This window comes from Nostoc sp. CCY0012 (assembly GCF_963920855.1).
Taxonomy (GTDB): domain Bacteria; phylum Cyanobacteriota; class Cyanobacteriia; order Cyanobacteriales; family Nostocaceae; genus Cyanocohniella.
Genome location: NZ_CAWUDM010000024.1, coordinates 15,075 through 36,687, shown reverse-complemented (window position 1 = coordinate 36,687; position 21,613 = coordinate 15,075). Strand labels below are relative to the sequence as shown.

Genomic DNA, 21,613 nt, shown 5'->3' with positions numbered 1-21,613 from the left:
TTTGGAGTCAAATCCTGGCGGCAATTGATAGTTTTGCTACGAAAGTTTGCAAAAACTCCATAAATTGCAACTTTATTTTACATATCTCATACAAACCGAGAAACAGTACAAACGCGGAACAGAAGTGTAGACAGTTGAGAGTATCCTAGAGTCTTGAAGTCGTGGGGCTTTAGGCCGTGCTGAGTGCTGAGAAAACACAACAGAGAAGATGGCATCATTTTGGTTGTTGTACTCTTCATGCAGAATGGAGAACTCAGGATCAGCTTCTGTGAACAATAATCTTACCTTAAGGTAGCAAATGTCAGTTAAAAACGTTCTGTTTCTCGTTTTATTACTGTTTATTCCGGTTTCCCTAGCAGCACACTTTCTAGAATGGGGAGATTTGATAGTTTTTATCACAGCTGGTTTAGCAATTTTGCCCTTAGCTGCTTGGATGGGTACAGCCACAGAAGAAATAGCGGTTGTAGTTGGCCCGAGTTTGGGAGGATTACTTAACGCCACCTTTGGCAACGCCACAGAACTGATTATAGCTTTAGTGGCGCTGAATGCTGGGTTGGTGGATGTAGTCAAAGCCAGCATTACAGGTTCGATTATCAGTAACTTACTGTTAGTGATGGGTTTTTCGATGCTGTTGGGTGGACTGCGGTATAAGGAACAGACATTTCAGTCGGTTGTAGCGCGGGTGAATGCTTCGTCAATGAATTTGGCGGTAATTGCCATTTTGCTACCCACGGCGATGAATTATACATCTGTAGGCATTAACGAAAAGACTCTGCAAAATTTTTCTTTAGCTGTGGCCATTGTGTTAATTCTGGTTTATGTCTTAACACTGCTATTTTCTATGAAAACCCATGCCTATTTATATGATGTGGGTGTAGCAGAGATAGAAGCCGAGGAAACTCCTGAGACTAAACCTAATATTTGGCTATGGAGTGGCGTGCTGTTAGTCTGTACGCTGCTGGTAGCATTAGAATCAGAAATGCTGGTAGATACTTTGGAAGTAGCTACATCTCAGCTAGGTTTGACATCACTGTTTACAGGGGTGATTTTAGTTCCCATTGTTGGTAACGCTGCTGAACATGCTACGGCTGTCACCGTGGCCATGAAAAATAAGATGGATCTTTCCTTATCAGTGGCTGTGGGATCAAGTATGCAGATTGCCTTATTTGTCGCCCCTGTGTTAGTGATAGCCGGGTGGTTCCTCGGTCAACCAATGGATTTGGATTTCAACCCTTTTGAATTAGTGGCTGTAGCGGTGTCAGTTTTGATTGCCAATAGCATTAGTTCTGATGGTAAGTCCAATTGGTTAGAAGGCACTTTACTATTAGCCGCCTATACAGTCTTGGGCTTCGCCTTCTACTTTCATCCAGTCATCGATGGTGTTGGGTAGTTATAGCAGGGAACAGGCTTGAAAGTGTCTGACAGGACTTACGTAACCAACCACGCATTTTCGTCATTGCGACCTTAGGGAATTTTCGTAGCGAGTGCGTAAGTCCTATCTGAGTGTGATGTTTTTCCACTTTTTACAGGAATTAAGCGGACTCGCCGTTTTTTTGTGAGTTTTTGTACTGAGTTGAAACTCACAAATTTGTCTTTTATCTATTAATATCTTGATTACGGTTAAAAATCGTACAAATTTTCATCATATTTTTAATATTTACATTGGTAACTAGGCATACATTTTTTGATTAAAAGTATCAGATTTTTTAGTAAAAAAGAGCTACTAGATAAGCTTACTAAGCATTCATGAGTTTACATCATTGTTTTAAATTTTATCAGTATCTAACACATGATTACTGAATAAAATCTTTGATGTCTATATTTATTTAACTTCTGAAATTACTGAGTAATTTGATGAGACTTTAGGAGGAAGAAAGTAAACAATAGACTACTGTAAAGTTGACTTTCAGAAAATCAGATTGGGAGATTTTATTTATTAATAGGACTTACGCAACTGGCATATTATTTTAAGTTTGTAGTGAGGACTTTAGTCCTCTCTGCGAGATGCTCCGCGGTAAGCGCAGCTATGCCCGCAGGGCTTGACAAGATAAGGGCTGTTCGCGCAGCGTTCCCGTAGGGTAGCCCTTACTACAAGCAAAAAACTTTTATTTTTTGTGACATTTGCATAAGTCCTATATTCTACAAAATGCGGTATTTTATACTGTTGATTTACTTCACTAGTGTAAAAATTTTATCAAGCAAATTGTATGTCTAATAACAAGACTAATGTTCAATTATCTATTTTTTCATAATTAAAAAAAATACTACATTGTTTTTTTACATTTCTCAGGAGTAACTATTCCGGACTAACAACCAGTTTGTTTGTCAATAGAAATCAGGGTATTAGTAAAATGAATGACCATGAGTGAAATTGGCCTGCTGATGACGGGCGTATTAATCACAAAACGACCATATTTGCCCCATGATTTACCAAAGCAGCAACCATTTCCAATGGAGAAAAGCTCGCAGAAGTTAATACAGCGCAAGTTAACTCAATTAGCTCCAAATCATCAAATCACACCACCTGAATTTATCCAGACAGATCAAGGTTACTCAGAAAACTTTAAAGACCGGAATTTTCAAATAAACACAACAAAAAATTTATCCCCTAGTTCTTTTACCTTAGCTAAAGCTAACGTCCAAGCTACAATCAAAGTTGCCCAAGTAGCAGCGCGACCCCAAAGGTTTAGCGCCCAATCTATGCCGACTTTGCGTTTTGGAAATTCTGGGACTTCAGTGAGAGTTTTGCAAAGACTGTTAATCTCTAATGGCTATGCTATTGGAGTTGATGGGTCTTATGGGCCACTGACAGAAACAGCAGTCAAAGCTTTTCAAAATCAGCGGCGTTTGGCGGTAGATGGAATAGTAGGCCCAGTTACTTGGCGTGAGTTGACAATTTAGTCTGTTGTCAGTGGTCAGTTATTTTGGGATTTAAAAAACTAATTTAAAATCTGCCATCGCTGTGTGACAATTAATAACTAACACCTGACAACTGACTAATGATGATTTAGCGATGCTGATGCTGCTCTAATAGTTGTTGAGCTTTGGGTTTGTAAATTAAATAGAACAACGCTTCGAGATAGCGCAGTAAGTCTTCCCGATTTTCCTTGGAAGTAAAGTTCCAGAAGCCATAAATCCTCGCTAGGGATAACAGCTTAGTCGTATGAATTTTCCAGGTATATGTACTGTACACCCTGTCAATACCTTGCCGAGAAATGGCATCCCAATAATCAGGTTTTTGCTCACATTTAGTGACAAATTCATAAATTTTGGTGGCTGTTTCTTCTAAATTCGTGGGGTTAATGTAAAAGCCATTTACCCTATCTTGAATAATTTCTAGGGGCCCACCGAATTGTGTAGCAAAAGTTGGTAGTCCCGAAATCATGGCTTCCAAGATTGTCAAACCGAAAGCTTCAAATAAAGCTGGTTGAACAAAGATACCTTTACGGTCGGCAATTACGCGGTAAATTTCACCGGAATCAGACTTTGATAAGCGGATACCTAGCCAGCGAATTTTGCCGTAGAGATTGTATTGTTCAATGATTTGATAGAGTTTGATAATTTCGTCCCGTTCTTCGTTGTCGCCTGATTCTTCAACGCGCAACTTACCTGCGACTAAAATTAAGTTGCAATGCTCTTGTAGTTCTGTACTCTTACCAAAGCATTCTGCTAAACCTGTGAGGTTTTTAATGCGGTCAAGACGCGCTACTGAAAACAAGGGGCGCTTGTTGGGGTCATCTAGTTTGCCGAAAATTTGGTTAGGGTCTTCTAAATGAAATAGTATTTCATCCAGGCGATCGCTATCAGTTTTTATGCGATCTTCTCTGCGGGTGTAAGGAAAATAGTAACTCTCGTTGACTCCCGGCGGTACTACGTTGAACTTGGGGCTAAATAGTTCAATGCCATTGACTACGTGGTATAACTCTGGCATGGTGAAGCATTTGTAAGACTCGTACTGGCCAATGCTGTCTTGTGTACCCACAATTTCTTGGTAGGTGCTGCTGACAACGAAGTTAGCCGCGTTCATGGCTATTAAGTCGGCTGTAAATTGCAAAGAAAAATGATATTTCTCTTCCAAATCTTGCCAGTATAAGTTACTAAACAAGTATTTAGATTTTTCCAAAGCGTGGGCGATGTTGCACTGGGTGACGTTCATCCGTCGTGCTAACAAAAAGGCTACCAAGTTACCATCAGAATAATTACCCACAATTAAGTCGGGTCTACCTTGAAATTCTGCGAGTAGTTCTCTTTCTGAGTCAATAGCAAAGGTTTCTAGATAAGGCCAAAACTCAAATCGGGAAATCCAGTTTTGCGTCATATTGGGGTTAAATTCCCGCAGGGGTACACGCAAAATCCAGGCATTTTCTGTACTGTGGACTTTTTCTAGCCGTTGATTACACAAAGTGCCATCATTATTAGGAATCAAACGGGTGAGAATAATCACCTTTGGTTGGACATTCAACCCCTCTAAACCTGCTAAGTATGCATCTTCTTGTAGCTGCTTTTCCAGATTCCTTGCTTGGTCGAGGACATACACTACCTGACCACCAGTATCAGGACGACCCAAAACACCTTCTTGGCCGAACCAACCATGAGCTGATACTAAGACGATTCTAAAAATCATCGGCACACGAGAGATAAAAGCTTCGAGTAATTGGGGGTCGGGAGAGTCAATTAAATCGTCAAGAATGTTGAGGCTATCTTGTACCCGCGAGGCTGTATTACCCCAACCAGGCTCAAAACCCATCATTTGTAAATCAAAGCGAAATTCTTCGTAGGATTCATCGCTGGGGCGTTCCTTAAGAAAGGAGAGGGCTTTTTTGACTTGATCGGAAAGTTGCTGCTGTGATTTGATGCGCTCGTTAACTAGCAGCTGTACACCGTTGTATTGGTGTAGGCGTAAAAAATTCAATAATCTCTCCAGCAGTTGTTTTGAGTCTTGAAAGATTTTGCTGGAGAGATAACGGTTGAGAAACTGCACACCCTTACCAATATTTTTCGAGTCACGGATGACCGGGGTGTAGTCATAAAATGGGCCAAAATCTAACTCTAGCAGATCACCTTCTTGGGGATGAAATTTATTTACCAGGCGATCGCGCAGATCCAGCAGTTCCTGTACTGTCATTGGCTCAACACTCAAATCCTCTGTTAGCCAGTAAACTTCTTGACTAGCAATCTTGGGACGAATGATAAAACAAAGGTTTGAGTCTTCTTGAATAATTTCTTGAGTATAGTAAATCAGTTTACCTAAGCGAGAAGAGGCTGCAAAGGTAGAAGACTTTTCGTTCTTAAAGCAAAAATTCACATATACACTCAAGATATCATTACGCAGCAAGTATTTGTTTTCTTCCTGGCGTAACAAACTAATGAAGGAACGCAAATCGCTCCTTTCTTCACTATCCAGGATTGCTTGGATCAATTCGGACATAATCACCCCTAACGTTGATTTTTCTTGTTTGACTTCCAGGGCAAAGCTAGCACCTCCCCTTTCATCTGATTGAGTACAAACACGAATAAACACAGAAGAATGTTCTATCTGTGTTCTGAATCAGCCTTGATTTATCAGGCAGCTAAATTCGTATTCCTCTTTACTCAAAATATCGACATCTCAGTATTTTTTCACTCTAACTAAAGGCGTACAATTGTTCATCCTGTTGATAGAGTTGATGTATGTAATGATTCTCTCACAAAGTTTAAGCCGGATTCTATTTTAGAAAAAATTGCCTTTAATGAGCAATTAACCTGCTCTATATCTCAGAATTTTTTGCGAAAAAAGTAACTTTATTATCAAATAAATACTGAAATAAGTAGGTAGCACTATTTTTCACTATGTTCAAAAAATAAAATTTATCCTTGAATGTGAGAAAATAACCTTAAATTATGATATATAACTAGCTTTTGCAGCTTTTTTATGACGCATTTTGGCGTAAGTAGTTAAACATAATGAATTACACAAAGTTATAGTGAATGACACAAAACTTTAGTAATAATTGTAAATATTTTAGTAACTACAATAATTTTTTAATAGAATCAAAAATCTATTTCCAAAAATTATCTGTAGCAAAATACTCAGGAATTATTTATAATTTCTGAGTATTCTAAATACAGTTGATTAAACAACTACTGATTGTCGAAATAATAAGGGGCGAACGATGGGAATTGAACCCACGAATGGTGGTACCACAAACCACTGCCTTAACCACTTGGCTACGCTCGCCATCAACTTTACTCAATGCTCATTGTAGCACTTGTTTTGTGAATTGATCCAATTTTTTTTTTCTGCCAGGAACGGACTTTGTGACTGGGCAGTCTTTGGAGTTCAATGATTATAGCAAATCTCAGTTAGGGAACATGAAAGTACTGAACATTGTGGCATATCTAGGAGCTGCCGGACTAGCAGTTTTAGGGGTGACTATGGCTAAAACTAATCCCAATCAGTCTGAATACGAAGAGTATGCAGTTGAAAGGCTCACCCAATACTTAAAACAGGATGTTTGCCAAAAAACATCAAATTTATTCGAGAATTTCATCAATTCCCAATGTGAAAGGCTGGTAGAACAAGCTAATCCGCAAATGAGGGAAATATTGTCACGGACTACGGAAAAGCAAAATCTGATTGTTTTTAGTGTTTACACTACGGATTTAAAACTGAGTTCCTTGTTACCTGCTTACCGATTTCAAACAGTGGGGGCATTTAATAACTTTTATACTTACACGGCTGAGGAGCAATAAGCCCAGAATTGGGAATACTACTTGTAAGCCCAAAACGCCACATTGTCATGAAACTCTGTCCCCACATTGGCTGTCTGTATTCACAAAATCCCGATACAGCGCAAATATGTACAAGATGTAGTGGCAATTTATTGCTGCAAGACCGCTATTACTTGCTTGATTGTCTAGGACGCGGGGGCTTTGGCAGAACTTTTTTGGCTGTAGATGAACGCCTTCCCTCCAAACCCAGGTGTGTCATTAAACAATTCTGTTTTCCAGAGGAAGACAAAGAAAGCTTTCACAAGGCAGGGGAATTATTTCGTCAGGAAGCAATTCGTCTTCATGAGTTGCAGCATCACCAAATCCCCAAACTACTAGGATACTTTGAACAAGATCAACAGCTGTATTTGGTGGAAGAATTCATCGCTGGACAAACCTTGGCAGAGGAATTGCAACAGCAAGGAGTTTTTAACGCATCCCAAATTGGGGAATTACTCCAAAATTTGTTGCCAGTACTGCAATTTATTCATGAGCAAAAAGTAATCCATCGGGATATTAAGCCAGCAAATATTATGCGCCGCGTTCCCCAAGGGGATTTAGTGTTAATTGACTTTGGAGTGGCGAAACAGGTCACCGCTACAGCATTGCTACATACAGGTACAACCATAGGTAGCCCCGAATATATTGCTCCTGAACAAACACGGGGTAGAGCTATGCCAGCTAGTGATCTCTACAGTTTGGGTGTTACCTGCATTCATTTATTAACGGGGATTTCTCCTTTTGATTTGTTTGATGTGATTAGCGATCGCTGGGTATGGCGTGACTATATATTGAGTGAAAATCGCTTAAGTCATGCACTTGGTCAAATTCTTGATAAACTCTTGCACAATGCCCTTTCCCAACGTTACCAATCAGCAGCGGAAGTGTTACAAGCGCTAAATGTAGCTACTCAACAGCCGGATACTTTAGAAGTAGAAGTTGATTACAGCCAATTACGCGACTTACTGGCTTTGAGGAAATGGCAACAAGCAGACCAAGAAACTTGGGCGGTAATGTGTCAAGCACTATCGAAGCCAATTGGCAGCTATCTGTTTTGTGGTGACTTGAAAAAATTACCGGATGAGATTTTACAGACAATTGACCAATTGTGTATGCAGTATAGCCAAGGAAAGTTTGGGTTTAGCATCCAAAAGCAAATTTACGAGAGCGTTGAGGGTGACTATGGTCGGTTTTGCGCTGCCATTGGCTGGAATGTTCATAACTCCAGTCCTCGCTTCTTTTTTAATTGGTCAGCCCCTCTAGGACACTTACCTTCACGGATTTGGGCTGGTGGTACTCAGTGGTGGCAGCATACTCAGGTTTTAGTCTCCAAGTTGCCAACCTGTTACGCTAAAAATAGCTACTGAGAGTTACACATTTACTCATGACATCTGCATATTTACTGGTATCCCACGGCAGTCGTGACCCACGCCCAGAAGTTGCTATGCAGCAATTAGCAGGCTTGGTATCTGATAAATTAGGCAATACGAAACATCTGGTAGGAATAGCTGCTCTGGAACTGAAACCTGAGCCTTTGCATCAGCAGATTAAATTATTTGCCCACAATATTTTAGCCTTGGGGTGCGATCGCCTGAAAATTATACCATTATTTCTCCTACCGGGTGTCCATGTGATGACAGATATTCCCGTGGAAATTGCCCTGGCACAACACGCATTAGGTAAAGATATTATCCTTGACCTGCAACCACATTTAGGTATTCATCCCGGTTTGGTGACATTGTTGGCCCAGCAAATGGCTAATATGAAAGCTGAGACAACTATTTTATTAGCTCATGGTAGCCGTCGTCCTGGTTCTTTACAGCCAATAGAAACCATCGCTGCTAAATTGGGAGCCGTGACTGCTTATTGGGCTGTACCTCCTAGTTTAAAATCTCGAATCCAAGAGCTTGTGGATGCTGGCAAGAGGAAAATTGCGATTTTGCCCTACTTTCTATTTACAGGTGGCATAACTGATGCGATCGCTCAGTCCGTAGAAACGCTAAAATTACAATTTCCCACTGTGACTTTCCAACTGGCAGCACCTTTGGGAGCAAGTGCAGAATTAGCTGAGATAATTGGGGATTTGATACATACATGAGCCGCACAGATCAACAGGGGCAAGGGTGTTTGGGTAAGGTTTATTTAATAGGTGCGGGGCCAGGAGATCCAGGATTAATGACCCTCAAGGGTAAGGGTTTATTGGAATGTGCAGATGTAGTTATCTATGATGCCTTGGTGAGTCCAGCTATTTTGGAGATGATTAATCCCCAAGCCGAAAAAATCAACGCTGGTAAGCGCATGGGGCGACATTCATTATTACAAGAAGAAACCACCCACCTGTTAATTGAAAAAGCCCAGGATCATCCAATAGTGGTGCGACTCAAGGGCGGTGACCCGTTTATGTTTGGTCGCGGTGGCGAAGAAATGGCGGATTTAGTCCAAGCTGGGATATCTGTAGAAGTTGTGCCAGGGATTACATCGGGTATTGCCGCTCCTGCCTATGCGGGTATACCTTTAACTCATCGATTGCATAGTTCTTCTGTGACTTTTGTCACTGGGCATGAGTCGTCAGGTAAGTATAGACCGCAGGTAAATTGGCAGGCGATCGCCCACGGGTCAGAAACCATTGTCATTTACATGGGTATTCACAATTTACCTTACATTGTGGAACAATTAAGTCAAGCTGGTTTGAGTGAAAAGACACCCATTGCCCTGGTGCGTTGGGGTACAAGAGCCGAACAAGAAGAATTAATAGGGACATTGCAGACAATTATTCAGCAAGTCGCAGAAACAGGATTTAGTGCGCCTGCGATCGCAGTAATCGGTTCAGTGGTCAATATGCACAGTATTTTATCTGGTTGTCGTCCAGTGTAAGTTGTCTGGAAACTCCCCAGACCTTGACGGGTTTCGGCAGTTACTTGAGGAAACCCCCAAGACCATACTGCCTCACCGTACTGATTCATCAATAACTGATGACTTACTCAAATAATCGGAAATAAGGGTAGCGCACAGGCACTCCAGGCTCTTTTTCCAAATCGAAATTAATCACTTCCCAACAAGGATCTTCTGAGGAGTCTGGACTAAACTCCACAGGTAAACCGTATAAACGTGCATAGCTAGCTTCTGGTTGTCCAGAACGCCAAGGCGTGCTGCGTTCTAAATAGCCACTCATTAATTCCTGATAACGTGCAGCAATAATTACCCGTGTTGCTCGGTAACCTTGAGTGTACAGCTTATCTAGTGCCTCGTGGATCTCAAATCGAATCCCATCGGGATGGGTATGCTGTCTATACCATTCATTATTCCATCTTCGCCAATGACGCCCTGACTGTAGATGAACTAACTCTCCATTTTTAGGATTAGCTTCAAAAGCGCCATGACGGGGACATAAATAGGTATCTGTAAGTGTCAAAGCCGGAATAGTCTGGCGACAATGGGGACATTGAATGTCGGGGCCAAACATAGGGTACTGCAAGCCTGGATTCATCATGAAGTGCATACAAACATAATTTTGTCTTCACCAGCATCAAAGGGTTGGATTTTACACTTCGGCTCCTCCACTTTGAGGAACTTGCTCACTGCTGCAAGAACACAGTGTTGACGCAGGAACAACATCACTCATATCTTCCTCAGTCTAGAGACTTGACATCGTGATATCCTGGTTGTGCAACCAGCCTCAAAGTTAAGAGTTTCTCCAGTGTTCCTGGGTACCATATTTTTATTCTATCGTGTCTACCGCTTCTTACTGGCCATCTGTTGATTTTTCTCAAGCCGCCTTCGTTGCCGCTAACGCTGTTGTCATAGGTTCGGTAAACATCAAAGCCGGAGCCAGTATCTGGTATGGAGCAGTAGTTAGGGGAGACGTGGAACGTATTGAGATCGGTGAGTGTACAAATATTCAGGATGGAGCGATTCTACATGGTGACCCAGGTTTACCAACAATTTTAGAGGATCATGTCACCGTAGGTCATCGTGCTGTGGTACATTCTGCTTACATTGAACGTGGCAGCTTAATTGGCATTGGTGCAGTCATTTTAGATGGGGTCAGAGTCGGTACTGGTAGCATTATTGGTGCTGGCGCAGTCGTGACTAAAGATATCCCCCCCTTGTCCCTTGTGGTCGGTGTGCCAGGTAAAGTGTTAAGACAAGTGACAGACCATGAAGCCACAGAACTCATCGAACACGCCGAACGTTACAAAAAGTTAGCATTAGTTCATGCTGGCAAAGGTAGTGACATCGGCTTTCACTCTTAGGGACTGGGGACTAGTCAAAAGAGGCAGGGAAGCAATAAAAACTAATAATTTAACGATTCTTTACAAATTGGTCTGGCAAAAATGACCAATTCAGCTAAAAATAAAAATGAGAGTAGTTGACAAAACTTTAATTTCTACTTAACAAAGGGGTTCTAGATATGGATATCGATTACCGGATTGCGATCGTTTTTGCACCTGTAGCCATTGCTGCTGGTTGGGCTGCGTTTAACATTGGTGCTGCTGCTTTAAGACAAATTCAAGGCTTTTTAAACAAAGAAGCCTAAATTTAGTTAACACCATTAATCATGAACCGGCTGTTTCCCTCACCAGAAGCAGTCGGTTTTGTTGATAATGAGACATCTCCCTTCCGTGTCCCCGTGTCCCCGTGTCCCCTTATCCCCTTATCCCCTTATCCCCTTCCACACCCATTGGATATCAACTCTTTACTAAAACCCTTTCAACATTTCGGCGTTCATCTAGGGCTGTCGCGCATTGTCAAATTGTTGGCAAATCTGGGCAACCCCCATCACCAAGTGCCAGTAATTCACGTCGCTGGTACTAACGGTAAAGGTTCAGTTTGTGCCTATCTTTCTTCAGTACTTACCGAAGCTGGTTATCGTACAGGACGTTATACTTCTCCCCATTTAATCGACTGGACGGAACGCATTTGCATCAATGAACAGCCCATAGCCGCTGAGGACTTGGGTAAATTATTACAACAAGTCCAAGCAGCAATTCAAGCTGATGACGATTACCCGACTCAGTTTGAAGTCATTACCGCAGCGGCTTGGTTATATTTTGCCCAACAGCAAGTTGATGTAGCAATTATAGAAGTGGGACTGGGAGGGCGTTTAGATGCGACTAATGTCTGTGAACAGCCTTTAGTAACAATAATTACCTCTATTAGCCGTGAACATTGGCAGCAATTAGGCCCTACTGTGGCTGATATTGCCAGAGAAAAAGCAGGTATTCTCAAATCAGGGTGTCCGGCTGTGGTGGGACAATTGCCAGCAGATGCGGAAGCAGTAGTGCGATCGCGCGCTCAAGAATTACAATGCCCACATATTACACCTCAACCTGCTCGTCAAATCGCTCTAGGATGGGCTGAGTATAAATCAATTCAATATCCTTTGCCGTTGGCTGGACAAATTCAATTAACTAATTCAGCTTTGGCTTTAGCTGCTTTAGAAATTTTGCAACAACAAGGTTGGGTGATTTCTCCAGAGGCTATTGTTAACGGTATGGGGAAAACTCAATGGCCGGGGCGAATGCAATGGGTGACTTGGAAAGACCAAAAATTATTAATTGATGGCGCACATAACCCAGCCGCAGCTCAAGCTCTCAGAAATTATGTAGATAGTTTAGATATCCAGAAGTTAACTTGGGTTATGGGGATGTTATCTACAAAAGAGCATACTGATATTTTTCAAGCTTTACTGCGACCAAATGATCAATTATATTTAGTTCCAGTCCCAGATCATAGTTCGGCTGACATAGGGGAATTGGCAAAATTAGCTGGCGAAGTTTGTCCAGAATTGGGATTTGTCAGTACCTATTCAGATTTATCATCAGCGTTAGCAGCGGCTTTTGATTCTACAGATAATTTAGTAATTTTATGTGGTTCTTTATATTTAATTGGGTATTTTTTAGGCACTAAATAATCCGAGAGGCTCAGTTACCCAGGGCGAACACATCTTAATTGTTAATAATATTGAAAAATAAAATTCAATTATCTAGAGTTCAGAAATTCCTTTCATATCTATGATATGAAAGGAATTAGAAATGTACACCCAGATCCTTACTCTAATTCTTTATTGTTGGTGAAACGCTTGGGACAGGTAATGTTCGCTCTTGCTGAGAACTTGTTAATCCCAAGTATCCCAGGAGGAGAATTACTCCAATCAAGGCAACGATTTGAAGACTCCTTTCTATTTGAATGAAACTACGTACCAACTTATCCATTAGACTTTGCCTAACTTTCAATAACACTCCTATGATAGTTCATACCAATTCACACTCTTAGCCTACGGCACGCTTTTGCGTTAAGCGCAGCCATGCCCATCAGGGCTTTAAGCTGTCATCCCAAACCCTTATCCTGCTGTCAATACGTTAAAAAACAATTGTGGGAAACCTTAAAGGAATTTTTAGGACTGATTGTTTTTGTCAACCCTCAAAGAAATGGGAGTTAATGGTTAAAATATCATTATTTCACCCTCGTAAATTGGCAAAGGTATTGATTTTAGTAACAGGACATCTTTATCGATTGAAACTATGGGAACCTCTCTTTATTGGTATTCGGTGTGTGTTGTAGTGTTGTTTTTGAAAATGTTTGCTCTTTCAGCTTATCAAGGGTTTTACCGCATTGGCAGGCGTATATTTGTCAACCCTGAGGATGCGGAACTATTCAACAAGCCTCCCGCATTTGAGGAACTACCACAGGTTCAACGTGCAGCCAAAGCTTGGCTTAATGATTTGGAGAACATTCCTATATTTCTTGGTGTCGCCATAGCCTATGTGCTGACTGGAGCATCACCTATGGCATCAGCTTGGTTATTTTCTACTTTTACAATTGCGCGAATACTTCATACATTGGCGTATCTTTTCGGTTGGCAGCCTTGGCGAACTATTACGTATGCGGTTGGAACCCTCTGTATATTAGTGATGAGTTGGAATATAGTTTTAGTCTTGTATAACAATACGGTTCAGTTAAGGATGTAACTTACCCAGAATTGAGAATTAACAAACCGCAAAGTACGCACGCGCGCAGCGATGCCCGCAAGGGCTGTAGTACACAAAGAAATAAGAGTTTCAGAGAGTTTCTGCGTAAGTCCTGTATATTTACCCCGAAATCGCTCATATGACATTTTATGCGTCAAATAACCCTAATACTATTGAAGTAGATGGAATTTGCTTTGAAACTTTAGTTGCGGAGGAAACAGTTTATCTACCCAAGTATGAGGAACAAACATCTATTAAATTTGGTGTTCGCATTTTTAATGAAACATCAACCCCTTATCGCTTTGATTTGCCCTATTTTTTACCAGAACTATTAAGTCCTTATGGACAGTTTATGCAGGTATCTTTAAATAAAAATGCTCACAGGTTGGTAGACGAATTAGATATACCACTAATTATTCCTGGAGAAAGTTGGGAGTTTTTAATGAATGCTCAATTTAGCTGGTACGGCGAAAATTGCCTACGGCTTTTAGGTAATGCTATTTATGGAGGTATTTGGATTTTTTGGTATATTCAGTCTGGTGAATATCAGGTTAGGTTCACTTATGAAAATCAATTATTCAGGAAAAAAATGATTACATTGAAAGAAGGAAGAACTGAAATTGATGGATTTTGGCAAGGGAAAGTTATAACTTCTTTTAGAAGTTTGTCTCTCAATTAAATAAAATAGGTCGTGACACAAATGCCTGCTAAACACACAAATAGTAGAAGTCCACTCACATCTTGTGACTGGCCCATTGAGCAATTACCAGGATTAAGCCAAGAAGAAAAATCCCAATTCCAAAAATGTGGGATAAAAACTACCAAAGAGCTAATTAAACAAGCCAAGACTGCTGAAGCGAGGATGAACTTAGCAAATAAATTACAAGTCAATCTTCAGTATGTAAATAAATGGATTGCTTTAGCCGATTTAGCCCGGATTCCTAGCGTGGGCATGCAATATTGTGGTTTATTGCTCCATGCAGGAATTGGTTCTGTAGCACAATTAGCTCAAACTCCCACCCATAGATTGCATCAACAAATTATGCGCTTGCAAGTAGCAACAATGCAACGCCGAGATTTGTGTCCAGCTATTGAGTTAGTGCAACAATGGAGTCAACAAGCACAAAAGCTCAATTAAACCTTGTCTACTTTGAAAACTTCAGTTTGTAGTCAAGATTATGAGATTGCTTCCTGGCGTCGCAATGACAAAAACTCCACTTTTTATGATGGACGAGGTTTAAAAAATTAATTTAATTTTTCATTCTTTGACTAACACACCATTGAGGAAGATATCAGCTAATCCTTCTGCCATCTGCTGCATTTCTTGAGGTGAAGCGTCTGGTGACATCAAGGTATTGTCAGAGAAACCGGCGATCGCAAACATTCCTAAGAAAACTTTAGCCACCAGTTTGGCATCGGTTTGGCGATAAATGCCTTTATCCATGGCCGTTTGAAAGAAAGCTTCGGCTACATCGGTCATTTTATTAATTACTTCGATTTGAATGCGATCGCGTAAGTCAGGATGAAACTGCACTTCCATAAAGCACACGCGCATCAAATCAACGTTTTTGTGCAGATTCCACATCCGGCGGCGCATTACCTGAGCAACAGCCTTATAACTGCCCATTTCACTCAATTCTGTCAGCAAATCTGTTAAGATATCCACCCAGCCACTAGTAGCGACTTCAACCAAAATTGATTTTTTATTGGGAAAATGACGAAATAAAGTACCCTCAGCAACTCCAGCTGCTTGGGCTAAGTCACGGGTGGTAGTGCCATCAAATCCTTTCGAGGCAAACAAACGCTGTGCAGCCTGTAAAATGCGGGCGCGTGTTTGTGTCTCTGAGGGCGGGGGGGAATTAAAAACTCGCATAATAACTAGATGTGTGATCCTTAGAACACGACTTGTAACATGATTGTCTAACGTCAGGTACAAAAAACACAGAAAGCTTAATACAAGATTAACGCCCTATTTGCTAGTTAGCATATTTCTCAGGTAGTGGAACTTTAGTTTTATCGTCGCTTATGCATCATTCCAACCGTTCAATTAGAAATTTGGGGTTTTGGAGAAAGTCAGCCAACTTTCCGCAAAAAATTTCGCCTGGTTTTGCTCAAGTATTTATCAGGTTACGTCGGCTTTTCAGCATATTCATGGTGCTAGTAATTTTATCGTGGGGAGTAGGGCCAAAGGTCGCGCTGGCTCAGACTCAGACTCAGACTCATACTGCACCTCCTCTGCAAAGAACCCCCCGACCTCAAAAAACTGAAAGTTCGATTCAACCATATTTAGATCGGGTAATCAAGCAGTCAACGGAGTTTCGCCTTGACAATGGCATGAAGTTTATTGTTTTGGAACGCCACCAAGCTCCCACAGTGTCTTTTGTCACCTATGCCGATGTAGGTGGTGTAGATGAGCCAGATGGACAAACTGGTGTCGCACATTTTCTAGAGCATTTGGCTTTTAAAGGCACAACACGCATCGGAACAAAAGACTACGAGGCAGAAAAAGTCTTACTAGACCGATTAGAGAAATTGGATACCCAAATCAGAGCAGCCAAAGCCAATGATAAACAAGATGATGTTGTCCGGTTGCAAAGTGAGTTTAAGCAAGTAGAATCTCAAGCAGATGAACTAGTCACCCAAAACGAACTAGGGCAAATTGTCAGACAAGCTGGTGGTGTGGGATTAAATGCCACAACTTCTGCTGAGGCTACCCGTTATTTTTATAGCTTTCCGGCTAACAAACTCAAACTGTGGATGTCCCTGGAATCTGAGCGATTTCTGGAACCTGTAATTCGGCGTGAATTTTATAAAGAAAAAGATGTAATTTTAGAAGAACGCCGGATGCGGGTAGATAATTCGCCCATTGGGCAAATGATCGAAAAGTTTATTGATACTGCATTCACAGTTCATCCCTACCAGCGTCCAGTGATTGGCTATGAAGAAGATATCCGTAACCTGACACCAGAAAACGTCCAGGACTTTTTTGATACCCACTATCCCCCTAGTAATTTAACCATTGCCATTGTCGGAGATGTGAATCCCGATGAAGTCAAAAGACTGGCAAACATTTATTTTGGCCGCTACAAAGCCAAAGAAAAAGCCCAAGCCAATATTCTCGCTGAACCACCACAAAAACAAACACGGGAATTTAGTTTAGAATTACCTTCTCAACCTTGGTATTTAGAAGGCTATCACCGGCCAGCAATTACTCATCCTGATAATGCCGTCTATGACATCATTAGTAGTTTAATGAGTGACGGACGCACATCACGGTTGTATAAATCTTTAGTAGAACAACAGCGCTTGGCGTTAAATGCTCAAGGTTTTAGTGGGTTTCCTGGTGATAAATATCCAAATCTGGTATTATTTTATGCTTTAACTGCTCCTGGTCATACAGCAGATGAAGTAGGAGTAGCTTTGCGTCAAGAAATCGAAAAATTGAAAACTGAACCTGTAGCAGCGACAGAGTTGGAACGGGTTAAAACCCAAGCACGGGCAGGTTTGTTACGTAGTCTCAATTCCAATATGGGCATGGCACAGCAGTTATTGGAATATGAAGTAAAAACTGGCTCTTGGCGAAATTTGTTTCAACAACTAGATCAAATTGCTGCGGTAACAAATGCAGATATTCAGCGTGTAGCCAAGGCAACATTTACTACTGAGAATCGCACAATTGGCAAGCTGGTATCGAAACAAGGGTAAAAATGATGAAAGGCAAAGTCAGCAAAGGGCATATTTGCCAAGGAAGGATACAAAGTGAAGAGTAAAGGACAGATGGCATTGAAAATCCCCAATTTTAAATTGACACTTCGTAAAAGCAAGCAACTATTTTATGTTGTGATGCTGGCTGTCACTTGTTTACTTGTAACTTTTAACTTTTCGTTAGCAGCGACAGCAGAAGCCCAGCATTACACTGAGTTAGAGTTGCCCCCACTGCCGGCAATTCAAGTACCAGAAAATGAGCGATTTGTACTGCCAAACGGCTTAGTTGTGTACTTGATGGAAGATCATGATTTGCCGTTGGTGAGTGGTACGGCTTTAGTGCGTACAGGAAGCCGCTTAGAACCAGCTGATAAAGTGGGATTGGCTAGTTTGACAGGTGAGGTGTTACGCACTGGCGGTACAAAAAAGCATTCGGCAGATCAACTCAATAATTTGTTGGAACAACGCGCTGCATCTGTGGAAACCAGCGTTGGTGAAGCCACAGGTAATGCTAGTTTTCAAGCTTTGAGTGAAGATTTAGACACAGTTTTTGGCTTGTTTGCTGAGGTGCTGCGAGAACCAATTTTTGCTCAAGAAAAGCTAGATTTAGTCAAAACTCAAGCTAAAGGTGGTATAGCCCGACGCAATGATAATCCCGATAGTATTGCGACGCGGGAATTTCAGAAACTGGTTTATGGGACAGATAGCCCTTATGCCCGGACAACTGAGTATGCCACCCTGGATAATATTAATCGGGAGGACTTGATCAAGTTCTACCAGCAATATTTTCATCCCAATAATATGATTTTGGGAATTGTAGGGGATTTTGACTCGCAGGAAATGCGATCGCTTGTGCAAGCAAAATTTGGTGACTGGCGGCGTAATTTTAATCTTCGTAGACCCAGGCTATCAGAGGTGAAACCCGCTCATACAGGTGGTGTGTTTTATGTAGATCAGCCACAGCTAACTCAAAGTAGTGTTTTGGTGGGACATCTAGGGGGCAAATTTGACAATCCTGATTATGCCGCCTTGGATGTGATGAACGGAGTGTTAAATGGATTTGGTGGCCGCTTATTTAACGAAGTGCGATCGCGCCAAGGTTTAGCTTACTCTGCATACGGCTACTGGAGTCCCCGCTTTGATTATCCAGGCATGTTTATTGCTGGTGGACAGACGCGATCGGATGCTACTGTGCAGTTTGTTAAGGCTTTGCAGACCGAAATTAAGCGTATCCAAGCTCAATCTGTCACAGAACAGGAATTGACCTTTGCTAAGGAATCTACACTCAACTCTTTTGTTTTCAACTTTCAAGACCCCAGCCAAACCTTATCACGGTTGATGCGCTACGAATATTACGGCTATCCAGCTGATTTTCTGTTCCGCTATCAAAAAGCCGTAGCCGCTACCACAGAAGCTGATGTGCAACGGGTAGCACAAAAATACCTCAAACCAGAAAATTTGGTAACTTTAGTAGTCGGGAATCAAAGCGCAATTAAACCACCATTGACGCAACTCGCTACCAAAGTAACGCCCATAGATGTCACAATTCCCGATGGGCGATCGCAGGCCAAGAGTTAAAAGATAGGGGAGAGGGGGAAGTATTGTGATTCTTGTCCCCCTTTCCCCTTCAGTAATTTAATTTTGCTCAGTTACTGAAGCTATATATAAAGATACTAAGAGACGTGATATGTGACATATTGCGTCTCTAAATTTATGAAATCAAACCATATATCCCAGGCTGATCACACTAGAAAATAATCACGTTTTCAGACATAAAAGCTTAGTTTTTGTCTATAAAATATCTGAAAAATATTGACTTTCAAAAATTAAACTGCAAAATAGTAAGAGAAGTTTTCAAGACTTACATTGTATTCTTGTAGTTAGTATTAGTCAGGTAGCTTGTAAAATGGCAAACATCAAAATTATTGACCTCTATCTTAGAGATGAAAAATCTATTATTCATGAAATAAGAGACAGAGAAATAAAATCTGTTCATGGAGGTCAAATAGCCAGAAGAGTATCAAATACGAATAACATGAATGAAGAATCTTTAGTAAATACATTTGCTCAAAATTTAGATGGACTTCTCTGGAACTTGAGATCACAAATGAGTGCGACAATTTCTACTGCCGGCAACCAAGTCAGTAACAACTTAGATTTTTTAATTTAATCTTATATTGATAATTCTTGTGCATTTTGAATCTAATTAGATTGAAAATGCACATTTTTTTGTGTTTAATTTAAGATATATCAGGCTTATATTTGATTTTTTAAATATCAGCAAGCAGAGGGGATTAAACTTTTACGGGGCATGGGTTAGAAGATATATAAGAATAATGCCTAAGACCCTTAATCGTTAAATATATATTTGGTATGTTGCAATTATAAAAATATGTATTAATGTCATTTGATAAACTTATTTATGTAATTAAAGTCTCCCCTTCATAAAGACGGAATTATTCAATATATGTCTTTTTGAACAGGTTTTTATCATTGACTTCCTAAGTTTTTCTAAATAACAATAGTAGTAACAGTTAAGCAAGACATAGCTTGATTGTTCACCAATTTAATTTACAAGCAACAAATGTTTGAGGAGCAAACATATGGCAAATATCACTCTTTCTGAACTACACACTGCTGGTTCTGAGTTATTTCAAGATTCTGAAAGTTTTCTCAATGAACTCAGCGATGTAGATTCCATTAATGGTGGTAGCTACGGTGGTTATAGCCACGGTGGTTACAGTGATATTTCAACCCTGACAAAGCTGGCTGAAGCATTTGTTACTGTTTATGCAATTGGTCACGTTACCTACCTAGCCAAGTCGTTCAGTTCTGGATATTAATGACTTTTATGGCTTCGGGTAACTCCTGAGCCTGATGGTTCTTAGGGGTTTAAAGGTAAAACCAATCTCTGTGACAAACACAAGGTTTTTTACTATTAATAACCTCTAAATTCCAGGTGGTTTGAACAATTTATGTTGACTTGCTTAATTGCGAAAAGACAAGTCTATTAGGAGTAAATCATGGCGAATATCACTCTTTCTGAACTACACGCGGCTGGTTCTGAATTATTCCAAGATTCCGAAAGTTTTCTGAATGAACTCAGCGATATAGATGCTATCTCTGGTGGCCAAATTGGTAATGGCAATGGAAATGGCAATGGCAATGGTGCTGTCAGTGATCCTATCACACTGATGAAGTTAACTGAGGCATTTGTAACTGTATATGCCATTGGTCACGTTACTCAATTGGCTAAATCATTCAGTGCAAATTGAATTAATGGTTCTGGTTAACTACTGAGCTTGATATTGTCCAGGGATTAAATGTAAAAACTGATTTATGTGATCAACATAAGCTTTTGTGATTACTCATAATCCCTGTGATATGGCTAATCTCAGCAATTTTCAATTTCATAGCACAAAGTCCTCACAAGTCTTTTAGGAGAAAATCATGGCTAATATTACACTTTCTGAACTACATGCTGTTGGATCTGAATTGTTTCAAGATTCTGAAAGTTTTCTGAATGAATTCAGCGATGTAGATTCTATTTCTGGTGGACAAGGCAATAATGGCGGTGTCAGTGATCCTACTATGCTGACTAAGCTAGCTGGAGCCTTTGTCTATGTGTATGCCATTGGTCACGTTACTGTGTTAGCTAAGTCATTCAGCGCACCACAGTAATGAGTTTAGGCAATAGGTAATTACTGAAATAAATGGCTCTTTAGGGATGAACGGCAAACAGTTCTTTATGTGATTAACATGAAGTTCTGGAATTACCAAATCATCCCTAAGAGCCGAGTAGTCACCATCTTGATTTTCCACGTAAAAAACAAGTCTCACAAGTCTTTTAGGAGTACATCATGGCTAATATCACTCTTTCTGAATTACACGCTGCTGGTTCTGAATTATTCCAAGATTCTGAAAGTTTTCTCAATGAATTCAGCGATGTAGATGCTATTTCTGGTGGTCAATACGGTGGAGGTGTTAGTGATCCTCAAACACTAATTAAGCTAGGTGGAGCTTTTGTGACTGTATATGCCATTGGTCACGTTACTGTCTTAGCTAAGTCATTCAGTCAGCCTCAGCCACCCCAAATAATTGAGCCTCCCGCTAAAGGTAAATGGTAATAGGTAAATACTGAAATAAACGGCTCTTTAGGGATGAACTGTAAACAGTTCTCTCTGTGA

At 40.7% G+C, this 21,613-nt stretch carries 22 protein-coding genes and 1 tRNA gene; 19 read left to right on the top strand and 4 right to left on the bottom strand.

The genetic code is table 11. The features are described from left to right. Positions 1 to 298 precede the first annotated feature (298 nt). Together cax and ACM0OS_RS09335 are read left to right on the top strand one after the other, a co-directional pair. Entirely contained in the window at positions 299 to 1,390 is a 1,092-nt protein-coding gene (gene cax, locus ACM0OS_RS09340; protein WP_414542902.1) for a calcium/proton exchanger, read from the top strand. 971 nt (positions 1,391 to 2,361) lie between these two features. After that, on the top strand, positions 2,362 to 2,901 hold the full coding sequence (locus tag ACM0OS_RS09335) for a peptidoglycan-binding domain-containing protein (RefSeq protein ID WP_414542901.1): 540 nt from the start codon (positions 2,362 to 2,364) through the stop codon (positions 2,899 to 2,901). A 106-nt stretch (positions 2,902 to 3,007) separates the two neighbouring features. Here ACM0OS_RS09335 and ACM0OS_RS09330 read toward each other — a convergent pair whose 3' ends face one another. Next, entirely contained in the window at positions 3,008 to 5,428 is a 2,421-nt protein-coding gene (locus ACM0OS_RS09330; RefSeq protein ID WP_414542930.1) for a sucrose synthase, read from the bottom strand. 716 nt (positions 5,429 to 6,144) lie between these two features. Beyond that, a tRNA-His gene (locus ACM0OS_RS09325) sits at positions 6,145 to 6,217 on the bottom strand. Between the two features lie 134 nt (positions 6,218 to 6,351). Between ACM0OS_RS09325 and ACM0OS_RS09320 the strand changes: the two genes are divergently transcribed. The 4 genes from ACM0OS_RS09320 to cobA are packed head-to-tail and all read left to right on the top strand — an operon-like array spanning position 6,352 to position 9,624. Then, the gene (locus ACM0OS_RS09320) at positions 6,352 to 6,732 is read left to right on the top strand and encodes a DUF4359 domain-containing protein (protein WP_414542900.1); all 381 of its coding nucleotides are present in this window, start codon (positions 6,352 to 6,354) and stop codon (positions 6,730 to 6,732) included. A 47-nt stretch (positions 6,733 to 6,779) separates the two neighbouring features. Then, complete coding sequence (locus tag ACM0OS_RS09315; protein ID WP_414542899.1) at positions 6,780 to 8,117, top strand: protein kinase domain-containing protein; 1,338 nt, start codon at positions 6,780 to 6,782, stop codon at positions 8,115 to 8,117. A gap of 17 nt (positions 8,118 to 8,134) precedes the next feature. Further along, on the top strand, positions 8,135 to 8,848 hold the full coding sequence (locus ACM0OS_RS09310) for a sirohydrochlorin chelatase (protein WP_414542898.1): 714 nt from the start codon (positions 8,135 to 8,137) through the stop codon (positions 8,846 to 8,848). After that, positions 8,845 to 9,624, top strand: a complete 780-nt coding sequence (gene cobA / locus ACM0OS_RS09305) for a uroporphyrinogen-III C-methyltransferase (protein WP_414542897.1) — start codon at positions 8,845 to 8,847, stop codon at positions 9,622 to 9,624. Before ACM0OS_RS09310 ends, cobA begins: the two co-directional genes overlap by 4 nt. A 103-nt stretch (positions 9,625 to 9,727) precedes the next feature. On the opposite strand, the gene ACM0OS_RS09300 is transcribed toward cobA, so the two are convergent. Then, a complete protein-coding gene (locus tag ACM0OS_RS09300; protein WP_414542896.1) occupies positions 9,728 to 10,240 on the bottom strand; it encodes a TIGR02652 family protein in 513 nt (170 codons plus the stop codon). Between the two features lie 238 nt (positions 10,241 to 10,478). Between ACM0OS_RS09300 and ACM0OS_RS09295 the strand changes: the two genes are divergently transcribed. The 6 genes from ACM0OS_RS09295 (at position 10,479) to ACM0OS_RS09270 (ending at position 14,859) form a co-directional block, all read left to right on the top strand. Next, complete coding sequence (locus tag ACM0OS_RS09295) at positions 10,479 to 11,003, top strand: gamma carbonic anhydrase family protein (protein WP_414542895.1); 525 nt, start codon at positions 10,479 to 10,481, stop codon at positions 11,001 to 11,003. Between the two features lie 158 nt (positions 11,004 to 11,161). Then, entirely contained in the window at positions 11,162 to 11,287 is a 126-nt protein-coding gene (locus ACM0OS_RS09290) for a photosystem II protein Y (RefSeq protein ID WP_414542894.1), read from the top strand. A gap of 144 nt (positions 11,288 to 11,431) precedes the next feature. Next, positions 11,432 to 12,664 (top strand): bifunctional folylpolyglutamate synthase/dihydrofolate synthase, encoded by a 1,233-nt coding sequence (locus ACM0OS_RS09285; RefSeq protein ID WP_414542929.1) that lies wholly within the window; start codon positions 11,432 to 11,434, stop codon positions 12,662 to 12,664. Positions 12,665 to 13,274: 610 nt separating this feature from the next. Then, on the top strand, positions 13,275 to 13,721 hold the full coding sequence (locus ACM0OS_RS09280; RefSeq protein ID WP_414542893.1) for an MAPEG family protein: 447 nt from the start codon (positions 13,275 to 13,277) through the stop codon (positions 13,719 to 13,721). 139 nt (positions 13,722 to 13,860) lie between these two features. Beyond that, the gene (locus tag ACM0OS_RS09275; RefSeq protein WP_414542892.1) at positions 13,861 to 14,400 is read left to right on the top strand and encodes a hypothetical protein; all 540 of its coding nucleotides are present in this window, start codon (positions 13,861 to 13,863) and stop codon (positions 14,398 to 14,400) included. Positions 14,401 to 14,421: 21 nt separating this feature from the next. Then, the gene (locus ACM0OS_RS09270; protein ID WP_414542891.1) at positions 14,422 to 14,859 is read left to right on the top strand and encodes a DUF4332 domain-containing protein; all 438 of its coding nucleotides are present in this window, start codon (positions 14,422 to 14,424) and stop codon (positions 14,857 to 14,859) included. Between the two features lie 120 nt (positions 14,860 to 14,979). Here the strand turns inward: ACM0OS_RS09270 and ACM0OS_RS09265 are convergent, their stop codons facing one another. Next, a complete protein-coding gene (locus ACM0OS_RS09265; protein ID WP_414542890.1) occupies positions 14,980 to 15,594 on the bottom strand; it encodes a TetR/AcrR family transcriptional regulator in 615 nt (204 codons plus the stop codon). A gap of 278 nt (positions 15,595 to 15,872) precedes the next feature. Between ACM0OS_RS09265 and ACM0OS_RS09260 the strand changes: the two genes are divergently transcribed. From ACM0OS_RS09260 to ACM0OS_RS09230, 7 genes are all read left to right on the top strand, one after another. Further along, on the top strand, positions 15,873 to 17,426 hold the full coding sequence (locus ACM0OS_RS09260) for a M16 family metallopeptidase (protein ID WP_414542928.1): 1,554 nt from the start codon (positions 15,873 to 15,875) through the stop codon (positions 17,424 to 17,426). Between the two features lie 72 nt (positions 17,427 to 17,498). Further along, positions 17,499 to 19,004: a M16 family metallopeptidase gene (locus ACM0OS_RS09255; protein WP_414542889.1), complete on the top strand. Its 1,506-nt coding sequence runs from the start codon at positions 17,499 to 17,501 to the stop codon at positions 19,002 to 19,004. Positions 19,005 to 19,332: 328 nt separating this feature from the next. Next, complete coding sequence (locus ACM0OS_RS09250) at positions 19,333 to 19,596, top strand: hypothetical protein (protein WP_414542888.1); 264 nt, start codon at positions 19,333 to 19,335, stop codon at positions 19,594 to 19,596. Positions 19,597 to 20,029: 433 nt separating this feature from the next. Then, complete coding sequence (locus ACM0OS_RS09245; protein ID WP_414542887.1) at positions 20,030 to 20,269, top strand: hypothetical protein; 240 nt, start codon at positions 20,030 to 20,032, stop codon at positions 20,267 to 20,269. A gap of 180 nt (positions 20,270 to 20,449) precedes the next feature. Then, a complete protein-coding gene (locus ACM0OS_RS09240) occupies positions 20,450 to 20,701 on the top strand; it encodes a hypothetical protein (protein ID WP_414542886.1) in 252 nt (83 codons plus the stop codon). A gap of 175 nt (positions 20,702 to 20,876) precedes the next feature. Beyond that, on the top strand, positions 20,877 to 21,107 hold the full coding sequence (locus ACM0OS_RS09235; RefSeq protein WP_414542885.1) for a hypothetical protein: 231 nt from the start codon (positions 20,877 to 20,879) through the stop codon (positions 21,105 to 21,107). Between the two features lie 179 nt (positions 21,108 to 21,286). Next, positions 21,287 to 21,553 (top strand): hypothetical protein, encoded by a 267-nt coding sequence (locus ACM0OS_RS09230; RefSeq protein WP_414542884.1) that lies wholly within the window; start codon positions 21,287 to 21,289, stop codon positions 21,551 to 21,553. The last annotated feature ends 60 nt before the right edge of the window (positions 21,554 to 21,613 follow it).